We start from the raw sequence: 20,705 nt of genomic DNA on the forward strand, positions 1-20,705 counted from the left end.
CTCGTGTCGTTCGGCCGAAAACGGCAACGACTGCATCACGGGGAAGCAAAGACAGACGAGGGGCGCACATGACCGAGCTGTTCCAGCAACTGCTGGTCGAGGACGCGGACGAGGAAATCGGCTGGCAGGAGCGCGCCCTGTGCGCCCAGACCGACCCTGAATCCTTCTTTCCCGAGAAGGGCGGTTCCACCCGCGAGGCCAAGAAGGTCTGTCTCGCCTGTGAAGTCCGCTCCGAATGCCTTGAGTACGCACTTTCCAACGATGAACGGTTCGGTATCTGGGGCGGGCTGTCCGAGCGCGAACGCCGACGACTGAAAAAGGCCGCGGTCTGACTGCCGCATCACATCGAGTCACGCCCGAAGCCTTATTGGCCAAATGGCACAAGCGTGCACGTATCAACCGGTCCGTCGCCCGGCCCCAGGCCGCAGGCGGCGGACCGTTGTGCTGCCCAGCCGTTAGTGTGGGGCGCTGTCCGAGACGCAGCAATCGCCCCCAAGGGTTGCGCGCGTCAACGCAGTCAGACAGCAGCCTTCCGGGGGGCGACCCCCGGACCCCGGCCGGAGGGCCCGTACCCCGATGTCCGTGCACAGCCAAACGTCGGCGCCGTACGCGGCGGCCGCTCCCGAGTTCCCCCGGCATGTCGTCACCGCCGTGCTCGTCTCCCACGACGGCGCGCGCTGGCTGCCCGACGCGCTCGCCGGGCTCCTGGGGCAGGAACGCCCCGTACAGAACGTCGTCGCAGCCGACACCGGCAGCGCGGACGACTCCGCCGAACTCGTCACCGAAGCGATCGGCGCCGAGCGCGTGCTGCACCTCGCACGCCGCTCCGGCTTCGGAACCGCCGTCGACGAGGCGGTTCGTACCGCCCAGGTGCTCACGCCGGAGGAGCTGCCTTACCTGAAGCGGCCGAGCGGCTGGGACCCGGTGAGCAGGTCGTGGCGCGACGACACGTACGACCTCCCAGAACTCCCGCACGGCGAACCGGTGCAGTGGCTCTGGCTGCTGCACGACGACTGCGCGCCCGAGCCGGACGCGCTCGCCGAACTGCTGCGCGTCGCCGACTCCGACGAGTACGCCGCGATCATCGGCCCCAAGCTCCGCGGCTGGTACGACAGGAAGCAGCTGCTCGAAGTCGGCGTCTCCATCGCCAACAGCGGACGCCGCTGGACCGGCCTCGACCGCCGCGAACAGGACCAGGGCCAGCACGACCAGGTCCGCTCCGTACTCTCCGTGTCCACCGCCGGCATGCTCATCCGCCGCGACGTATGGGAAGAGCTCGGCGGCTTCGACCGCAGGCTTCCCCTGATGCGCGACGACGTCGACCTGTGCTGGCGCGCCCACGCCGCCGGCCACCGCGTCCTCGTCGCCCCCGACGCCGTACTGAGGCACGCCGAAGCCTCCGCGCGCGAGCGCAGGCCCATCGACTGCGCCGGGCGCTCCGTCGCCAGCCCGCACCGCGTCGACAAGGCGGGTGCCGTCTACGCGATGCTCGTGAACGCGCGCGGCCCCCTCCTCCCGTACGTCATGCTGCGCCTCGTCGTCGGCACTCTGCTCCGCACGCTCGCCTACCTCCTGGGCAAGGTCCCGGGACAGGCGGTCGACGAAGTCACCGGCCTGATGGGCACCTTGCTGCGCCCCGGCAAGATCCTCGCGGCCAGAAAGCGGCGCGGAAAGGGACAAGTCGAAGCGAGCGAACTGCGCCCCCTCTTCCCGCCGACCGGCGCGACCGTCAGAGCGACCTTCGAGCAGGTCGCGGGCAGCTTCGGCAGCGGCTCCGAGCCGGACTCGGCCTCGGGCTCACGCCACGGAGTCGTCGAGTCGGGTCCCGGCGGCGACGACGCCGACTACATGGAGATCGAGCAGTTCGCGCGGCTGAAGCGGATCGCCCGCAAGCCGGGCCCCATGCTCTTCGTGCTGCTCCTCTTCGTCTCGCTCATCGCCTGCCGCGGCCTCCTCGGCGGCGGTTCCCTGGCAGGCGGCGCACTGCTGCCCGCGCCCGCCGACGTGTCCGCCCTCTGGGCGCGGTACGCCGATGTCTGGCACCCGATCGGCACCGGCGGTACCCAGACGGCGCCGCCCTACCTCGCCGTACTCGCCGGCCTGTCGGCCGTCTTCCTGGGCTCCACCGGGCTCGCGCTGACCGTGCTCCTGGTGTGCTCCGTCCCGCTGGCCGGCCTCACCGCCTACTTCGTCTCGCGTCCGCTCGTCGAGTCCCGGCTGCTGCGCGCCTGGGCGGCCGTGGCGTACGCCTTCCTGCCCGCAGCCACCGGAGCCCTCGCGACCGGCCGGCTCGGTACGGCCGTCCTGGCGGTCCTGCTGCCGCTCATCGCACGGTGCGCCGTCTCCGCGAGCGGTGTCCGCGCCGGGGGCGCGCGCTCCAGCTGGCGCGCCGTCTGGGCGTACGCGCTCCTGCTGACGTTCGCCATGGCGTTCACGCCGATCGTGTGGCCGATCGCCCTGGTGCTCGGCATCGGCGTCCTCGCGCTGCGGCGCGGCGACATCATGGCGTACGGACTGCGCTTCCTCGCCGCGCTCGGCACTCCGGTGCTGATGCTGGCCCCCTGGTCCCTCTCCCTCCTCACCAGCCCCTCCGGCTTCTTCCGCGAGGCGGGCCTCGACTTCGGTACGGGCCCGGCCGGCGCACTCGACCTGCTCGGCACGAGCCCCGGCGGCCCCAAGGCGGCGGGCGGCCTGCTGCTCATCGGCATCGTCCTCACGGCGCTGGCGGCACTGCTGCGCAGTGAGCGGACGTTCGCCATCCGCTCCGCCTGGGCGGTGGCGATCGTCTCCCTCCTGTTCGCCGTGTTCGCGAACAGCTCCGAAGGCGGCTGGGCCGGCCCCGCGACCCTCGTCTACGGTCTCGCGCTCATCGGCGCCACCGTCCTCGGCGCGGACGGCGCACGCGAACGCGTCGCCACCCAGAGCTTCGGCTGGCGCCAGCCCGTCGCCGTGCTGATCGCCTTCGCCGCGGCCGCCGGACCGCTGCTCGCCGCCGCCGGATGGATGATCGGCGGCGCGGCGGGACCGCTGGAGCGGCGCGACCCGGTGCAGGTGCCGGCGTTCGTCGCGGAGGAGAGCGGCACGCGCGACCAGGCGCGCACCCTGGTCCTCGGCGGTACGTCGGCCACGAAGGTCTCGTACACGCTCGTACGCGGCTCCGGCGCCCGCCTGGGTGACGGTGAACTCGCCGAGGCGGGCGGCAGCAGCCCGCAGCTCGACAAGATCGTCTCCAACCTGGTCGCGGGCTCCGGCGCCGACCAGACGGACCAGCTCGGCGGATACGCCGTCCGCTACGTCCTCGTACGCGACGGCGCGCCCCGCGCGATGAGCCGCGTCCTGGACTCGACCCCGGGCCTGAGCCGGCTGAGCCAGCTCGACGGCAGCGCGCTGTGGCGCGTCGACCGCCAGGTCGCGCGGGCCACGATCGTCTCCGGCAAGGAGGGCGGCGAGCCGCTGTCCGTCGCGTCGAGCCCGGTCGAGGCACACACCAAGATCCCGGCGGGCGAAGCAGGCCGCGTGCTGCGCATCGCGGACTCGGCGGCCGAGGGCTGGCAGGCCACGCTCGACGGGCGCGTACTGGAGAAGAAGACCGTCGACGGCTGGGCACAGGGCTTCGAACTGCCCGCCGAGGGAGGCAGGCTCGACCTGACCTACGAGGTCCCGGTCACCCACACCGTGTGGATCTGGACGCAGGTCGGGCTCGTCCTGCTCCTGCTGGTGCTCGCACTGCCGGGCCGCCGCCGGGAAGTCGACGACGACCTGCCGGAGGAGGAGATCGACGTACCGGCCCAGCCGGTGGCGGGCGAGGGCCGCAGGGCGCGCAGGTTGCGCGCGGCGGCACAGGCGGAAACGGCGCACGCCCCCCTGGCCGACGCGGAGGAGGCCGGGGACCAGTCCCCCGCCCCGCAGGTGGCGGACCCGTACGGCGGGCAGCCGCAGGGGCAGGACGAGACCGGTGTGTACGCGTCCGTGCCTCAGCAGCAGCAGTACGGGGAGTGGGACGCGCAGTCGTACGCGAGCCCCGAGTACGGACAGCAGCAGCAGTACGGCGGCCAGGAGCAGCAGCAGGGTTACGGCGGCGAGCAGTACCAGGGCGACCCGTACCAGGCGGCGGGCCAGTACGGCGACGGCCAGTACCCGGCGGACCCGTACCAGGCCGGCCCGTACCAGGAGGGCCAGTACCCGGCGGCCGACCAGTATCAGGAAGGCCAGTATCAGGAAGGCCAGTACCAGGAAGGCCAGTACGACCCGTACGGCTACGGACAGCAGCAGCATCCCCAGCCGCAGCCCCACGCCGAAGGCAACGAGCCCGAGCAGCGTCCCGACGGGAGCAACAACCGATGAACCGCACCACCCTCTCCCTCATCGCCGCCGCCACCGCGCTCGCGGCGGTCACCGGGTTCGCCGCGGTCTCCGCGCCGGAGGGCGCCACGCCCGAGGCCGCCGCCGAGGCGACGACGCCGGCGCGGATGCCGGTGGAGCGTTCGAGCCTGTTGTGCCCCGCGCCCAGTACGTCCGACCTCGCCGAGACGACGTACACGTCGTTCACTCCGGCAGGCAAGGGCGACGCGGACGCGAAGGGCGGCTCTGCCGAACTCGTCCCGACGGACACGACTTTGGCGGCCCCGGACGACGGCAAGGACAAAAAGAAGAACAAGGAAAAGGGCGCGAGAAAGCCGGTCCTCTCCCTCAAGGAACCGGGCAAGCCCGCCACCGCCGAGGCGAACACCGCCGAGGCCCCGGCCCTCGTCGGCTCGGCCGACGGCCGCCTGGCCCCCGGCTGGACCGCCCAGCAGACCACCAAGGTCACCGCCGGCCAGGGCCGGGGCGTGCTCGGCGTCAGCTGCACCCCGCCCGACACCAGCTTCTGGTTCCCCGGCGCGAGCACCGCCGACGAGCGGCAGGACTACGTACACCTCACCAACCCGGACGACACCGCCGCCGTCGCCGACATCGAGCTGTACGGCGAGGACGGCGCGCTGAAGTCGGATTCGGGCGAGGGCATCACCGTTCCCGCCAGGTCCAGCGTGCCCGTACTGCTGTCGACGCTGAGCGCCGACAGCGCCGAGGACGTGACCGTCCACGTCACCACCCGTACCGGCCGCGTCGGCGCCGTCGTCCAGGCGGTGGACGAGGAGGGCGGCAGCGACTGGCTGGCCGCGTCCGCCGAGGCGTCCGGAACCGCTGTGCTGCCCGGCATCCCGAAGGACGCGACATCCGTACGCCTGGTGGTGTTCGCGCCCGGCGACGACGACGCCGACCTCAAGGTGCGGCTCGCGGGCGCCACCGGTTCGATCACACCGGCCGGCCACGAGACCCTGCACGTCAAGGCGGGGATGACCACGGCCGTCGACCTCAAGGACGTCACCAAGGGCGAGCCGGGTTCACTGCTGCTTACCCCGGCCGCGCAGGGCCGCCCGACGCCGGTGGTCGCCGCGCTGCGCGTGGTGCGCGGCAAGGGCGCCGCCGAGGAAGTCGCGTACATTCCGGCGACCGGGCAGGTGGGCGAGCGGGCCACGGCGGCGGACAACAGGGCGAAGGGGTCGACGCTCTCGCTGACCGCGCCCGGCGCCGCCGCCGAGGTCAAGGTGACCGCGTCGGCGGGCAGCGAGGGCGGTGAGCCGGTCGTGAAGACGTACAGCATCAAGGCGGGTACGACGCTCGCGGTGAAGCCGCCGGTGCCGTCCGGGCTCAAGGGCTCGTACGCGCTGACGGTCGAACCGCGGTCGGGCGGCCCGGTCCACGCGTCGCGCGCGCTCGAACTGCCCGAGGACGGCATTCCGATGTTCACCGTGCAGACGATGCCGGACGACCGCGGGACGGTCTCGGTGCCGGAGGCGGAACAGGACCTGTCGGTACTGGACGACTGACGGACGCGGCGCCGGTCCGCCCGTCAGCTCTCGCCGTCCCCGTACCGCGGATCGACGGACTCGGGTGACAGCCCGAGCAGTTCCGCCACCTGCTCCACGACGATCTCGTGCACGAACATGGCGCGCTCGTCCCGGCTCTTGGTGCGGATCTCGACGGGACGCCGGTAGATGACGATCCGCGCCGGATGGCTGCTCGTCGCGGCGATCATCCCGCCGAGCGGTACGGACCCGGCGGTCCAGGCGTCGGAATCGTCGCCACCGCCGCCCGCGGGCGGCACGTCGAGCACCAGGAAGTCGACCTCGGCGAGCTGCGGCCACCGCCGTTCCAGGCGCTCCACGGAGTCCTGTACGAGGTCGCCGAAAGCGGCGGCCCGGCTGGTCGAGAGGGGCACCTGGGGCGGGGCCACCGGGCCGCGCATGCCGCGGCCGTGGCGGTCGCGTCGCCGCGGCCCCGGGCCGGCGGGGAGGGGAGGTACGGGACTGTCCATCACTGACGCAGGGTAGCCCTCATCGGTGCGGTTGGATCGCGTCGGAGGGGCGGCGTGCGCCATGTCGCATATTGAGCATTCCAGCCAAGATTGGGCTCGATTTCACGCCCGTACGCGACCGTGGATCTCGCATCGCTTGACGGCATTTGCCCCAAGTGGCGACCGGTCACTGTCCGGTCACCGCCTGTCCCCATGGGACTCCCCGCAGGTCAGAGATGTTGCGCAAGGGGCCACCGGGGCGAGCGAGACCAGCGACACGGTGGAGTGACGTGGGGGAGAGTCGTCGCGGCCCGCTCAAGAGTGCGGTACCGTCCAACGTCGTGAGCCCTGTACGTCGCTGTTCGCGCACCGCGTGCGGCCGCCCTGCCGTCGCGACACTGACGTACGTCTACGCGGACTCGACCGCAGTCCTCGGCCCGCTCGCCACCTATGCCGAGCCCCACTGTTACGACCTGTGCGCCGAGCACTCGGATCGGCTGACCGCGCCGCGCGGCTGGGAGGTCCTGCGGCTCGTCGACGGCTCGGCCCCTTCGCACCCCAGTGGCGACGATCTCGAAGCGCTCGCCAACGCCGTACGTGAGGCCGCGAGGCCGCACGAGCGCGCGGCGGGAGCGGGCGCCGGGGCGCGCACCGCGGACCCGATGGAGGTCGCGCGCCGCGGCCATCTGCGCGTCCTTCGCTCCCCGGACTCCTGAAGCCACTCCTCTGCCCCCTACGGGTAGCTTTAGGGCGACTCAAAAGGACGAAGGACTTCAGGAGGGCGGGGCCGTGGCTGCTGAGCGGGCTGATCTGTCGCAGATCGTCAAGGCGTACGACGTGCGCGGAGTAGTCCCCGATCAGTGGGACGAGTCGCTGGCCGAGCTGTTCGGAGCGGCCTTCGCGCAGGTGACGCGGGCCGATGCGATCGTCACGGGGCACGACATGCGGCCCTCGTCGCCGGGACTCTCGCGGGCGTTCGCGCGCGGGGCGGCGGCGCGCGGGGTGGACGTGACGGAGATCGGCCTGTGCTCGACCGACCAGCTGTACTTCGCCTCCGGGCAGCTCGGCCTGCCGGGCGCGATGTTCACCGCGTCGCACAACCCGGCGCAGTACAACGGCATCAAGATGTGCCGGGCGGGAGCGGCGCCGGTGGGCCAGGACACGGGCCTTGCCCAGATCCGCGCACTGGTGGAGGAGTGGTCGGCGAAGCCGCCCGCACCGACGACAGCCAAGACCGGAACCATCACTGTCCGTGACACGTTGACGGACTACGCGGCTCATCTCCTCTCCCTGGTCGACCTGTCCTCGATACGCCCCCTCAAGGTCGTGGTCGACGCGGGCAACGGCATGGGCGGCCACACGGTGCCCACCGTCTTCGAGTCCCTGCCCCTGACGCTCATCCCCCTCTACTTCGAGCTGGACGGCACGTTCCCGAACCACGAGGCCAACCCGCTCGACCCGAAGAACCTGGTCGACCTCCAGGCGAAGGTCCGCGAGACCGGAGCCGACCTCGGCCTGGCCTTCGACGGCGACGCGGACCGCTGCTTCGTCGTGGACGAACGCGGCGAGGGCATCTCCCCGTCCGCGATCACGGCGCTGGTCGCGGCGCGCGAACTGGCGCGCAACGGGGGCAAGGGGGCGGTCATCCACAACCTGATCACCTCCTGGTCGGTCCCCGAGGTCGTACGGGAAAACGGCGGCACCCCGATCCGCACCCGCGTCGGCCACTCCTTCATCAAGGAGGAGATGGCTCGTACGGGCGCGATCTTCGGCGGCGAGCACTCGGCGCACTACTACTTCCGGGACTTCTGGAACGCGGACACCGGCATGCTGGCCGCCCTCCACGTCCTGGCGGCGCTCGGCGGCCAGAAGGGCACGCTGTCCGCCCTCGTCGCCGAGTACGACCGCTACGCGGGCTCGGGCGAGATCAATTCGACGGTGGACGACCAGGCGGCCCGTATGGCTGCGGTGAAGGCGGCGTACGAGGGCCGCGAGGGAATCACCATCGACGAACTCGACGGCCTGACGGTGACGGCCGCCGACTGGTGGTTCAACCTCCGCCCGTCGAACACGGAGCCCCTGCTGCGCCTGAACGTAGAGGCGAGGGACGAACCCACGATGGCGAAGACAAGGGACGAGGCCCTGGCCCTGATCCGCACCTGACCCGCGACCACGGCGCGAACGGTCCGCGGGCGCCGCACCCCCAGCGGGCTGCCCCGCCTTCCCCACCCCTCCGGGAGCGGGTGGCCGGAGCAGCCCCACACCGGTATCGCACTCCACGGTGCCGGGAGGGGACGTGCCGGAACGCACCCGCCGGCCCGGGTATCGCACTCCACGGTGCCGGGAGGGGACGTGCAGGGGCGCTCCCCGCAGGGCGTTGAACGCAACCACCCCAACGAAACCCGACGTACCCGAACGTTCGACGCCCGAGGAGACGCCCCGGCGCGGCACCGACCCCAACGCCCCCGCACCGCCCGCCCCGCCCCGCCGCGCACCACCCAGCACGCCCCCGCCGCCCACCGACCCGCCCCACCACCCGCGCGAAACCCCGGCGACGGAAACGAACCCCCACGCCCCGTCGGCCCGCGCCGCTCCCCACCCGGCGGTAGGCTGACCTGGCCCGATCCGCACCCGTATCCGCATGCTCGAAGGGACCCACCCCATGCCGCTCGAAGCCGGCCTTCTGGAGATCCTCGCCTGCCCCGCCTGTCACGCGCCCCTCAGTGACGCGTCCACCGCGGAGACCCCCGAGCTGATCTGCGCCAGCAAGGACTGCGGCCTGGCCTACCCGGTACGGGACGGCATCCCGGTGCTCCTCGTCGACGAGGCCCGCCGCCCCGCCTGACGCGCGCGCCCAGTACCGACCCACGCCCCGCCTGACGCCCTAACCACCACCCCGCGCACCCGCCCCACCACAGGCGGCGCGCCCGGCGATCGGAGGCCCGCACCATGCTCGACGAGTCGTTGCTCGACGACCCGGAGTCCCTGGCCCGCGCCGACCGCCGCGGCCTCCTGCGCGGCGCCGCCGAGGCAGGCGCCCGTGTACGGACCGCCGCCCGGCACGCCACAGAGGCCGGCCTCGCCGAGATCAAACCGGAGGGCCGCCCCCGCGCCGTACTCATCGCGGGCCCCGGCACCGCCGCGAACGGCGTCGCGGATCTCCTCGCCACGCTCGCCGGCGCCGCCTGCCCCGTCACCCGACTGCACTCCACCGGAGTCGCCCCCGCCGCCGGCGCCTTGCGCTGGTCACTCCCCGGCTGGGCGGGATCGGTCGACCTGCTCCTCCTTGTCACCCCGGACGGCGCCGAACCCGGCCTCGCGGTCCTCGCCGAGCAGGCGTACCGCCGCGGCTGCACGGTGGTCGCCGTGGCCCCGCAGCGTTCCCCGCTGAGCGAGTCGGTCAACGGCGTACACGGTCTCGTCGTACCGATGGCGACAGCCCCGTACGAGGAGTACGACGAAGGCACCGCCACCGGCCCCGGCGCGCTCTGGGCGCTCCTCACCCCTCTCCTGGTCCTCTTCGACCGCCTCGGCCTGATCACCGCGCCCCCGGACACCCTCCGACTCGTCGCCGACCGCCTGGACCGCACCGCGGAACGCTGCGGCCCCGCCATCGCGATGTACAGCAACCCGGCCAAGACGCTCGCCTCCGAGCTCGCCGACTCGCTCCCGCTCATCTGGACCGAGGGCGCGTACGCCGGCCCCGTCGGCCGCCGCTTCTCCGCCGTACTGGCCGAGCTGGCGGGCCGCCCCGCCCTCTGCGCCGAGCTCCCCGAGGCCCTGCCCGCCCACGGCGTACTGCTCTCGGGAGCCTTCGCCGGCGGCGCCGACCCCGACGACTTCTTCCGCGACCGCGTCAACGAGGCACAGGCGCTGCACGCCCGCGTGGTGCTCCTCCGGGACCGCCCGACCGGCGGCATGACCGCCGCTCCCGCCGCCCGCGAACTCGCGCTGAGCCACGACACGACCATCAGCGAGATCGAACCGGAGGACGGCAGCGAGCTGGAGAACCTCGCCGAGATGCTCGCCATCACGGATTTCGCCGCCGTTTACCTGGCGCTCGCTTCCGCAGGCCGATCATGAACACCAGCACCTGACGGCGACCAGCAGGTCGCACGGGGGGCACCACTCAGAAGCCACCACACCCAGGGGAAGCCCCATGGACCGCCTCTCGAACACCGTGCGCCCCTACGCCTGGGGCTCCACGACAGCCCTCCCGGCCCTCCTCGGCACCGCCCCCACCGGCGAACCCCAGGCGGAGATGTGGATGGGCGCCCACCCCGGAGCCCCCTCCCGCATCAACCGTGGCGGCACGCCCGACGAACAGCCCCTCTCGGCCGTCATCGACGCCGCCCCCGAAGCCGAACTGGGCGAGGCCGCGGTACGCAAGTTCGGCCCCAGCCTCCCCTTCCTCCTCAAGATCCTCGCGGCCGGCGCCCCCCTCTCCCTCCAGGTCCACCCCAACCTCGCCCAGGCGAAGGAGGGTTACGCCGACGAGGAGCGGGCCGGGGTCCCGATCGACGCCCCGCACCGCAACTACAAGGACGCGAACCACAAGCCGGAACTGATCTGCGCCCTCACCCCCTTCGAGGGCCTCTGCGGCTTCCGCGCCCCCGCCGAGTCGGCCGACGTACTCGCCGCACTCGAGGTCGACTCCCTCAAGCCGTACGTCGACCTCCTGCACGCCCACCCCGAAGAGGCCGCCCTCCGCGAGGTCCTCACCGCCGTACTGTCCGCGGACCGCGGCGAGATGGCCGAGACGGTCACATCCGCCGCGGCCGCCGCCGACCGCCTGGGCGGCGCGTACGCCCCGTACGCCGCCATCGCGCACCACTACCCGGGCGACCCGGGCGTGATCGCCTCGATGCTGCTCAATTACGTACAACTTCAGCCCGGTGAGGCCCTCTTCCTCGGCGCCGGCGTCCCGCACGCGTACCTCAGCGGCCTCGGCGTGGAAATCATGGCGAACTCCGACAACGTCCTGCGCTGCGGCCTGACCCCGAAGCACGTGGACGTCCCCGAGCTCCTCCGTATCGTCCGTTTCGAGGCCCGCGACCCCGGCATCCTGCGCCCCGAGGCGTCGTCGACCACCGGCGAGGAGCTGTACGACACCCCGATCGACGAATTCCGCCTCTCGCGCCACGTCCTGGCGCCGGGCACCGCGCCCCGCACGCTGCCCTCCGCCACCCCGCAGATCCTGCTCTGCACGGCGGGCCGGGTCCGCGCCGGCGAACTGACGCTCGCGCCCGGAGAGTCAGCCTTCGTACCGGCAGGCGAGTCGGTCGATTTGTCCGGTACGGGCACACTCTTCCGCGCCACAGTGGTCGCCTGACGTACCGTCCGCACTCGCTGCCCCGGCAAGCTGCAACAATGACCGGCCGTAGGGCGGCGCCAGGGCCGCGGCACCTAGGAAGGGACATCCGGCACCCATGAGTGCGTCAGGCGGAACCAAGGCGATCGTGGCGGCACTCGTCGCCAACCTCGCGATCGCAGTAGCCAAGTTTGTGGCGTTCCTCTTCAGTGGCTCGTCCTCGATGCTCGCGGAGAGCGTGCACTCGCTCGCCGACTCGGGCAACCAGGGCCTGCTGCTGCTCGGCGGCAAGAAGGCCAAGCGCGAGGCGACCCCCCAGCACCCCTTCGGATACGGGCGCGAGCGCTACATCTACGCCTTCCTGGTCTCGATCGTGCTCTTCTCGGTCGGTGGCATGTTCGCCATCTACGAGGGCTACGAGAAGATCAAGCACCCCCACGAGATCGAGGCCTGGTACTGGCCGGTCGGCGTCCTCGTCTTCGCGATCATCGCGGAGTCGTTCTCCTTCCGTACGGCGATCGTCGAGTCCAACCAGACGCGCGGCAACCTGTCCTGGAAGGACTTCATCCGCCGCGCGAAGGCCCCCGAGCTGCCGGTCGTCCTCCTCGAGGACCTCGGCGCGCTGGTCGGCCTGATCCTGGCGCTCGCCGGCGTCAGCCTGGCGATCGTCACGGGCGACGGCGTCTGGGACGGCATCGGCACCCTCTGCATCGGCATCCTGCTGATCGTCATCGCGATCGTCCTGGCGGCCGAGACGAAGTCTCTCCTCCTCGGTGAGGCGGCGGGCACGGAGGACGTGGACAAGATCAAGGCCGCGCTCGTCGACGGCGCCGCGGTCACCCGCATCATCCACATGCGTACGCTCCACCTCGGCCCCGAGGAACTGCTGGTCGCCGCCAAGATCGCGGTCCAGCACGACGACACCGCCACCGAGGTCGCCCGCGCGATCAACGCGGCGGAGGACCGAATCCGCGCGGCAGTACCGATCGCCCGGGTGATCTACCTGGAGCCGGACATCTACAGCGAGTCGGCGGCAGCGGCGGGCGAGAACCCGGCGAGCACGCCGGACGCCCCGTCCGCACACTGACGCCCGTACGGCACAGCACACAGCACTCAGCAGCGAGAAGGCCCCCGCCCCCACCGGCGGGGGCCTTCTCGCTGCCGCCCAATGCCTATGCCTATGCCTATGCCGGAGGCGGCAACGTGGACCAAGGCGGCAGGGCGGGGACGACCGCGGCACGTCGGCGTACCGCCAGGGCAGCCACTCCGAGCCCCACCCCGGTCAGGAACAGCCCGCCACCGGTCACGCCGGCCACGAGGAGCAGGACCGGAACCGTCCAGTCGTCCAGAACCCGGCTCCGCACGGCGCCGACCGCGACAGTGCCTGACTGCTCGGAGAGGAAGTAACGCGAGTCGAGGGAGTTCCAACGGTGGTCCCCGAGCAAGAACATCCTGCCCTCGGGCACCGTGACGTCGAACGGCATCCCGCCGGCCCCCGGATCGCCGTCCTTGACGTACGGCTCGTAAAGCGGCCGGCCGTTCAGCATCAATGCGTCGTCCCCGCGGCTGTAGGCCAGACGGTCACCGCCCACGGCCACGACCCGCTGGACGACCAGCGCGTCGGGGACCCGCTCCGGGGAGGACAAGAGGACCACGTCGCCGCGCCGTACGTCGCCGCCGCCGATCTCCTCGGCGACGACCGTGTCGCCGAGCTGGTACGTCGGGTCCATGCTGTCGCCGGCGATTTTGGACGTCTGGTACCCGCCCCGGCCGACGACGAGACCGACGGCCAAGAGCACCGACCCGATCAGCAGCAGGACGACAGCCGCGATCCCCAGCCCCCTCCCCGGACGCCGTCCGCCAACCACCACTGCTGCCTGCTGCATGGTTCAAGCCTTCCCGCCCCGGCGATGTGCTCGCACATGCTAGAGACCCAGCCGGTACGGACGCCGACGGGCCCCGCGCAAGAGCACGCGAGGCCCGCCTGCGACTGCCCGTACGGCTACTGAACCTCGCCCAGCACCCGCAGAATCGCCGCTTCGTCCGGCGCGCCCGAGAGCTGTTCCCGGAAGCCGGGGTCCATGAGCTTGCGCGAGAGCAGCGCCAGGATGCGCAGGTGCTCATCGCCCGCGGCAGCCTCCGGAACGGAGATCATGAAGACCAGCTTGGCCTTCGTACCGTCCAGCGAACCCCACTCGATGCCTTCCGCGGACCGCGCGAAGCCCACGACGGGCCTGCTGACCGCGTCGGTCTTAGCGTGCGGGATGGCGATTTCCTCGCCGAGCCCGGTGGTGCCCTGCTCCTCGCGTGCGAGTGCGACCCGTACAAGCTCGTCGATGTCTTGTACGTCGCCGGAGGCGGCCAGCAGCTCGGCCATCTCGCGGATCGCGGTGCCCTTGTCGCGCGCGTCGAGGGTGACCTTGACGGTCAGCCCGGTGAGATACCCGGACAGCACGACGGCCTCTTCCGCACCCCCAACGAACCCACGCACACGCCCACCCGCAGCACCAGCATCACCACCACCAACACCAACGCCCGAACTGGCAAGAACCCCAGCGAGCGCAGGCTCAGCCCCCACCGCGCCGGCACCCACCCCAGTACCACCGACGGCGACGCCCCGCTCCTTGATACCGATCAGCGCATTGGTGGTCACAGCGGTGACCACCACCCCGACCGCCACAGCGACAAAGAACATCGGCACGCCACCCACCGCGCCCAGCACGGCAACGATCGGCCCACCGTGCGGCACAGCGTCCGTGACGCCCGCCATACCGGCAATCGCACCGGCGACCGCGCCACCGAGCATGTTCGCCGGAATGACCTGCGCGGGCCGTGCCGCCGCGAACGGGATCGCACCCTCCGAGATCCCGAACATGCCCATGAAGAGCGCGGCCATCCCGGTCTCGCGCTCCTGCTCCGAGTAGAGCCTGCGCCGGATCAGCGTGGCCAGCCCCTGCCCCAGCGGCATCACCGGAATCGCCGCGGCACACATCCCCATGACCGTCTGGTTGCCGGTGGCAATGAGCCCCGCCCCGAAAAGAAAGGCGGTCTTGTTGACCGGCCCACCCATGTCGAACGCGATCATCAGCCCGAGGATCGCGCCCAGCAGAATCGCGCTGGTCCCGGTCATCCCGCTGAGCCAGCCGGTCAGATGCTCGAACGCCCAAGCAATGGGGCTGCCGATCACGTAAACGAAGAAAAGCCCCAGCGCCGTAGTCGCCAAGACCGGAATCACGATGATCGGCATGATCGGCCGGGCGAACTTCGGGACCCGCACCTTCTTGATCCACAGCACCAGATATCCGGCCAGGAACCCGGTCACGATCGCACCGATGAACCCTGCCCCCGCCTCCGAGTCGTACAGCGACCCGTCATTGGCGATCCAGCCACCGATCATGCCCGGCACGAGTGCGGGCCGGTCCCCGATGGCGTACGCGATGTAACCGGAAAGGACCGGCACCATCAGCTTGAAACCGATGACCCCGACGTTGTTGACGTCCATCCAGAAGGAATCCCTCGGGATGACGAGCCCCTCCGGCGTCGCATGCCCGCCCACCGCCAGCGAGATCGCGATCAACAACCCACCGACCACCACGAACGGGATCATGTACGAGACGCCATTCATCAGCGCCTTGTACGCGACACTCCGCTCCCTGCCGCCGCCACCGCCACCGAGCACGTCGGCAGAACGATCAGCGCCCCCGCCCGCACTCGCACCCGCCCCTTGCACGGGCGCGGTCCGCACCTGCTCGATCAGCTGCTCAGGATGACGAATCGCTTCCGCCACCCCCACGGCCAGCACGCGCTTCCCGTCGAACCGGCCCCGATCGACATCCTTGTCAGCCGCGACGATGACGCCGTCCGCCTCTCTGACATCGTTGTCAGAGAAGACGTTTTCAGCCCCGATGGATCCCTGCGTCTCCACCTTCATCCCAACGCCGAGACGCTCGGCCGCCTGCGCCAGCTTCTCCGCCGCCATGTACGTGTGGGCAATCCCGGTAGGGCAGGCGGTGACAGCGAGCACCTTCAGCTTCTTCTCTCCGCTCACGTCTCCACCCCCGGAGGGCTCGGCCGGACCAGTCACGTGAATCTCCTGTCGCGTGTCGCGCATGTGTTCCCGATGCGATGCACAGGCATGGTGCAACACGAGTCGGTCAGATCAAAAGTCCAGAAAGTCCTGTTCCGGGCCGATCCATCACCACGACTTCCGGCCACAGCCTTGACCAGGGCGGCTGGGGACCACTGGGCCGATCGGTGTAGATTCGTGACCTAGCCAGACGTCGCTGCTGATGGCGGTCGGGCGGTCCAGCGGGCCGGCCGAGGGAGAGAGGGCCTCCGACGGACTGCGCTGCGAGCGCCCGGGCACTCGTATGCCCGCCGCCGCAGAGTCAGCCGTACCCACCTCGACCCATCACCACGAGGAGCAGCCCGCATGACGACTGTCGCAACCGGCCAGGACTTCAAGGTCGCCGACCTCTCCCTTGCCGCCTTCGGCCGCAAGGAGATCACTCTCGCCGAGCACGAGATGCCCGGTCTGATGTCGATCCGCAAGGAGTACGCCGCCACCCAGCCGCTCGCCGGCGCCAGGGTCACCGGCTCGCTGCACATGACCGTGCAGACGGCCGTCCTCATCGAGACGCTGGTCGCCCTGGGCGCCGACGTCCGCTGGGCGTCCTGCAACATCTTCTCCACCCAGGACCACGCCGCAGCCGCTATCGCGGTCGGCCCGAACGGCACCCCCGACGCGCCTGCCGGCGTCCCGGTCTTCGCCTGGAAGGGCGAGACCCTGGAGGAGTACTGGTGGTGCACGGAGCAGGCTCTGACCTGGCCGAACACTCCCACCGGCGGCCCGAACATGATCCTCGACGACGGTGGTGACGCCACCCTCCTCGTCCACAAGGGCGTCGAGTTCGAGAAGGCCGGCGCAGCTCCGGACCCGTCCACGGCGGACAGCGAGGAGTACGCCCACATCCTCACGCTCCTCAACCGCACCCTCGGTGAGAGCCCGCAGAAGTGGACGCAGCTCGCCTCCGAGATCCGCGGCGTGACGGAGGAGACCACCACCGGTGTCCACCGCCTCTACGAGATGCACCGCGACGGCACTCTCCTCTTCCCCGCGATCAACGTGAACGACGCCGTCACGAAGTCGAAGTTCGACAACAAGTACGGCTGCCGCCACTCCCTCATCGACGGCATCAACCGCGCCACCGACGTCCTCATCGGCGGCAAGGTCGCCGTCGTCTGCGGCTACGGCGACGTGGGCAAGGGCTGCGCGGAGTCGCTGCGCGGCCAGGGCGCCCGCGTGATCATCACCGAGATCGACCCCATCTGCGCCCTGCAGGCGGCGATGGACGGCTACCAGGTAGCCACGCTCGACGACGTCGTGTCCACGGCCGACATCTTCATCACCACGACCGGCAACAAGGACATCATCATGGCCACGGACATGGTCAAGATGAAGCACCAGGCGATCGTCGGCAACATCGGCCACTTCGACAACGAGATCGACATGGCCGGCCTCGCCGCCGTCCCCGGCATCGTCAAGGACGAGGTCAAGCCGCAGGTCCACACCTGGAAGTTCCCCGACGGCAAGGTCATCATCGTCCTCTCCGAGGGCCGCCTGCTGAACCTGGGCAACGCCACCGGCCACCCCTCGTTCGTGATGTCCAACTCCTTCGCGGACCAGACCCTGGCCCAGATCGAGCTGTTCACCAAGCCCGAGGAGTACCCGACCGACGTCTACGTGCTGCCCAAGCACCTCGACGAGAAGGTCGCCCGCCTCCACCTCGACGCCCTCGGCGTCAAGCTCACGACCCTCCGCCCCGAGCAGGCCGCCTACATCGGCGTCCAGGTCGAGGGCCCGTTCAAGTCCGACCACTACCGCTACTGAGCCCAAGCTCAACCCTCAGCAGCAGTAGCTGTCAGGCAGGCCCCCGCACCCCCGTGCCGGGGGCCTGCCCCATGTCGGACCCGAAGAACGAAGAACCGGACAGACCCATGCCCCGAGGCCGATACTCACTCCACGATCCCCACGACCACACCCCCCTCGGTGAAGAACACTTCCACTGCGCCCCCGGCCCCTCCGGCTGGCGTTACGTCTCGCAGATCACCACCCCCTCCGGCGACCACGCCGGCTCCGTCGACCTGGCCATCGACGAACTCGGCCGCCCCATCCGCCTGGAACTGCATGCCTCCAGCTGGCAGGTCCGAGGCGCAGCCATCGACGGCGTCACCTGGGTACGCACCGACCCGACCGGCACTCACGCCACCGAAGGCAACGTCCCCGCCCACACCTTCACCGGCACATCCCCCGCCTTCCTCATCGCCGCCACCCGTCTCCTGCGCCTAACGCCCGGCGCCCCCGCCACCCGAGTCCGCCTGGTCGCCTTCACGGACCCGGTCCTCGCCCCCCGCACGATCGACCAGTCCTGGGCCTTGCTGAAGAGTGAAGCGCATGCCACTGACAATGGCCCCCTGATGGTGGACGAATACCAGGTCAACGCCCTGGACACGGGCGAGCAGCACCAGATCCACATCGCCGGCGACGTGGTGCTCGCAGCCCCCGGCATAGAACTGGAACACCTGGAAACCCCACCCTCAAGCTTCCCCTGACCAAAGCCCCGCCGTGCCCGCCCGCAGAGACCTACGCAGCCCCACCGACAACTCCAGCCACAACCAAACCCCAACGCGCCCCTGAGCCGGCCCCCGAACCCAGGTCCGTCACCCAAAGCCCAAGCCCGCCCCCGACCTCAGGGCATGAGCGGGGGGCTACCGCCAGGACCGAGGCCGGAAGCGCAGGGCCCGAGCGCTGGGCTCAGGGCCCCACCCCCAGTGCCTGAGCCTTGAGCGCAGGGCCGACGCCCACAGCCCAGGGGCGAGCCGAGACACCGCCCCAGAGCCCAGGGACCCGAGCCCAGACCCCGCCCCAGAGCTCAGGGACCCGAGCGCAGGGCCGGCGCACAGAGCGCTAGGCCCCCCAGAGCCTGAGCGCAGGGCCAGAGCCGAGAGTCGGAGCCCCTACCCAGCGCCAAGCCCCGAGCCCGACGGCCTCAACGCCCGAGCCCGACCACCTCGTCCCGAGCCCCACGACCCCGGCCTGGGCCCGGCGACCCCGGGAGCCCGACCTCAACGCCAGAGGCACTAGCCGGAACCCTTCCACTCCCATCCGAGCCACTTTCAGCCCGTCCGGCGTTTGAGGACCGGGGTCTGGGGCGGAGCCCCAGTTACGGGAAGGGGCGGGGTGGGGTAAATCCCCGCCGCCCTAAGCCGGCGGCGCGAACCCACTCCGGGGAGCCGAGCCCCCCGCCTCCGGCGCAGAACTCTCCCGCGCCCCGCCCTCAGCCGAAGCCGCACTTGGAGCCACGGCCGGAGCAGGAGCCGTACCCGGAGCGGAAGGAGCCGCACCCTGACCCACCGCACCCGCACCCGCACCCGGAGCGGACGGACCCGCACCTAGACCCACCGCACCCGCACCCCCACCCGCCCCCACAAACACCCGCCGCGCATCCCGCGCCTGCCGCTCGTTCACCACGGCAGCCAGATACGCCGCCGGCGGCACCTCCCGCGGCGCAGGCGCCCCCGTACGCACCGCCAGGTCCCCGGCCAGCCGCTCCGCCATGGACCAGCTCACCTGCGGATCCAGCTGCCCCATCCGCGTCAGGTACTGCCGTATCGCAAGCCACAACCCGTCCGGCACCCCGGACAGATCAAGCCCGGCGAACCGCCCCACCAGCCACGGCGGCGGAGGCGGCACCACACCCACCCGCCCCGCGGACACCCGTTCCCGTACGACAAGAGTCCCCGCGAACACATCCCCGACCCGCCGCCCCCGCTCGGACACCAGCGAAGCGATACACGCGACGACCCCGAACGTCATCAAAATCTCCACGACCCCCACGGCCCCACGCACCAGCGCATGCCGGAACCGGATCGGCCCGCCGTCGTCCCGCACCACCCGCAGCCCGCACGCCATCTTCCCCAGCGACCGCCCATGGGTGAGCGTCTCCACCGCGATCGGCCCCCCGACCAGCACGAGCAGAAAAGACGCCACGGATATCGCCATGCCGGCCGCCTCGTCGAGCGAGGCAGTGGCTATCGCCAACCCCACCGACACACTGAGAAAAACCGTCCACACCACTGCCATGTCGATCGCCAGAGCAAGCGCCCGGCTCGGCAGCCTCGCCGGCCGCAACCCCAGTACAACCGCGTCACCCGTAACAAGCTCACTCACCGGAAACCCACCCTCCGCCACCCACGGCCGCCGCCTTTCCCTGCCCCTTGAATCCCCAGTCTGCCAAGCTGGCCCGCAGCGCGCGCCGCGTAGTACGGCCCGTACGGACCCAGTGCCTGGAGCAGCAGCCGATCATGGACCTCGACGTCTTCGTCACCGCCCACCACGCCGAGTGGGACCGACTGGACCACCTCCTGCGCCGCGGCCGCCGCCTCACCGGCGCCGAAGCCGACGAACTGGTCGCCCTCTACCAGCGCACGGCCACCCACCTCTCGCTGATCCAGTCCAGCGCCCCGGACCCCGCACTCACCGCGCGTCTCACCCAGCTCGTGGCCCGCGCCCGCGCGACTGTGACCGGCACCCGCCGCGCGACCTGGCGCGACGCGACCCGCTTCCTGACCGCCGGCTTCCCCGCCGCCATGTACCGCACCCGCCACTGGTGGGTCCCCACAGCGGTGCTCTCCATCGCCGTGGCCGCAGTGATCGGCTGGTGGATCGGCACCCACCCGGAGGTGCAGTCCTCCATCGCGGCCCCGGCGGAACTCCGCGAGATGACCCGCCCCGGCGGCCAGTACGAGACGTACTACTCCAGCCACCCCGCCGCGTCCTTCGCGGCCCAGGTCTGGACGAACAACGCTCAGGCCGCAGCCATGTGCCTGGTCCTGGGCGCCTTCCTCTGCTTCCCGGTGCTCTGGATCCTCTTCCTCAACATGCTGAACCTCGGCGTAGCCATCGGCCTGATGTCCTCGGCCGGCCGCCTGGACGTATTCCTGGGCCTGGTCATACCGCACGGCCTCCTCGAACTGACCGCGGTCTTCGTCGCCGCC

General features: G+C 71.2%; 16 protein-coding genes (1 of these 16 running past the window's edge). 12 read left to right on the plus strand and 4 right to left on the minus strand.

The window, feature by feature from the left end:
• Positions 1-68 precede the first annotated feature (68 nt).
• The 3 genes from AC1P0E_RS20905 to AC1P0E_RS20915 all read left to right on the plus strand — a co-directional run bounded on the left by AC1P0E_RS20905 (position 69) and on the right by AC1P0E_RS20915 (position 5,870).
• Complete coding sequence (locus AC1P0E_RS20905; RefSeq protein ID WP_028810740.1) at positions 69-332, plus strand: WhiB family transcriptional regulator; 264 nt, start codon at positions 69-71, stop codon at positions 330-332.
• Between the two features lie 244 nt (positions 333-576).
• Positions 577-4,344, plus strand: a complete 3,768-nt coding sequence (locus AC1P0E_RS20910) for a glycosyltransferase family 2 protein (protein ID WP_482743663.1) — start codon at positions 577-579, stop codon at positions 4,342-4,344.
• Positions 4,341-5,870, plus strand: coding sequence for a DUF5719 family protein (locus AC1P0E_RS20915; RefSeq protein ID WP_482743664.1), 1,530 nt, complete (start codon positions 4,341-4,343; stop codon positions 5,868-5,870). The genes AC1P0E_RS20910 and AC1P0E_RS20915 overlap by 4 nt, the downstream gene beginning before the upstream one ends.
• Positions 5,871-5,893: 23 nt before the next feature.
• Here AC1P0E_RS20915 and AC1P0E_RS20920 read toward each other — a convergent pair whose 3' ends face one another.
• On the minus strand, positions 5,894-6,358 hold the full coding sequence (locus tag AC1P0E_RS20920; protein WP_482743665.1) for a metallopeptidase family protein: 465 nt from the start codon (positions 6,356-6,358) through the stop codon (positions 5,894-5,896).
• A gap of 320 nt (positions 6,359-6,678) precedes the next feature.
• Here AC1P0E_RS20920 and AC1P0E_RS20925 point away from each other — a divergent pair, with 320 nt between their 5' ends.
• From AC1P0E_RS20925 to AC1P0E_RS20950, 6 genes are all read left to right on the plus strand, one after another.
• The gene (locus AC1P0E_RS20925) at positions 6,679-7,053 is read left to right on the plus strand and encodes a DUF3499 domain-containing protein (RefSeq protein WP_482743666.1); all 375 of its coding nucleotides are present in this window, start codon (positions 6,679-6,681) and stop codon (positions 7,051-7,053) included.
• A gap of 73 nt (positions 7,054-7,126) precedes the next feature.
• Positions 7,127-8,500: a phosphomannomutase/phosphoglucomutase gene (locus AC1P0E_RS20930; protein ID WP_482743667.1), complete on the plus strand. Its 1,374-nt coding sequence runs from the start codon at positions 7,127-7,129 to the stop codon at positions 8,498-8,500.
• Positions 8,501-8,999: 499 nt separating this feature from the next.
• Complete coding sequence (locus AC1P0E_RS20935; protein WP_482745844.1) at positions 9,000-9,182, plus strand: Trm112 family protein; 183 nt, start codon at positions 9,000-9,002, stop codon at positions 9,180-9,182.
• Between the two features lie 104 nt (positions 9,183-9,286).
• The gene (locus AC1P0E_RS20940) at positions 9,287-10,420 is read left to right on the plus strand and encodes an SIS domain-containing protein (protein ID WP_482743668.1); all 1,134 of its coding nucleotides are present in this window, start codon (positions 9,287-9,289) and stop codon (positions 10,418-10,420) included.
• Positions 10,421-10,496: 76 nt separating this feature from the next.
• On the plus strand, positions 10,497-11,669 hold the full coding sequence (gene manA, locus AC1P0E_RS20945) for a mannose-6-phosphate isomerase, class I (RefSeq protein ID WP_482743669.1): 1,173 nt from the start codon (positions 10,497-10,499) through the stop codon (positions 11,667-11,669).
• A 97-nt stretch (positions 11,670-11,766) separates the two neighbouring features.
• Entirely contained in the window at positions 11,767-12,735 is a 969-nt protein-coding gene (locus tag AC1P0E_RS20950) for a cation diffusion facilitator family transporter (RefSeq protein ID WP_482743670.1), read from the plus strand.
• A 97-nt stretch (positions 12,736-12,832) separates the two neighbouring features.
• Here AC1P0E_RS20950 and lepB read toward each other — a convergent pair whose 3' ends face one another.
• Positions 12,833-13,534: a signal peptidase I gene (gene lepB / locus AC1P0E_RS20955; protein ID WP_482743671.1), complete on the minus strand. Its 702-nt coding sequence runs from the start codon at positions 13,532-13,534 to the stop codon at positions 12,833-12,835.
• A gap of 116 nt (positions 13,535-13,650) precedes the next feature.
• A complete protein-coding gene (locus tag AC1P0E_RS20960) occupies positions 13,651-15,732 on the minus strand; it encodes a fructose-specific PTS transporter subunit EIIC (RefSeq protein ID WP_482745845.1) in 2,082 nt (693 codons plus the stop codon).
• 348 nt (positions 15,733-16,080) lie between these two features.
• On the opposite strand from AC1P0E_RS20960, the gene ahcY reads away from it, so the two are divergent.
• Both ahcY and AC1P0E_RS20970 read left to right on the plus strand, forming a co-directional pair.
• Positions 16,081-17,538, plus strand: coding sequence for an adenosylhomocysteinase (gene ahcY / locus AC1P0E_RS20965; protein WP_482743672.1), 1,458 nt, complete (start codon positions 16,081-16,083; stop codon positions 17,536-17,538).
• 107 nt (positions 17,539-17,645) lie between these two features.
• The gene (locus AC1P0E_RS20970) at positions 17,646-18,260 is read left to right on the plus strand and encodes a hypothetical protein (protein WP_482743673.1); all 615 of its coding nucleotides are present in this window, start codon (positions 17,646-17,648) and stop codon (positions 18,258-18,260) included.
• 649 nt (positions 18,261-18,909) lie between these two features.
• Here the strand turns inward: AC1P0E_RS20970 and AC1P0E_RS20975 are convergent.
• The gene (locus tag AC1P0E_RS20975) at positions 18,910-19,878 is read right to left on the minus strand and encodes an RDD family protein (protein WP_482743674.1); all 969 of its coding nucleotides are present in this window, start codon (positions 19,876-19,878) and stop codon (positions 18,910-18,912) included.
• Positions 19,879-20,012: 134 nt separating this feature from the next.
• Here AC1P0E_RS20975 and AC1P0E_RS20980 point away from each other — a divergent pair, with 134 nt between their 5' ends.
• Positions 20,013-20,705: the 5' portion of a stage II sporulation protein M gene (locus AC1P0E_RS20980; RefSeq protein ID WP_482745846.1), read on the plus strand. 315 nt of this gene lie beyond the right edge of the window; 693 of the gene's 1,008 nt are visible here — the first part of the coding sequence; its start codon is at positions 20,013-20,015; its stop codon lies off the right edge, out of view.

The sequence above is a fragment of the Streptomyces sp. TRD_SC_5 genome, from assembly GCF_056836825.1.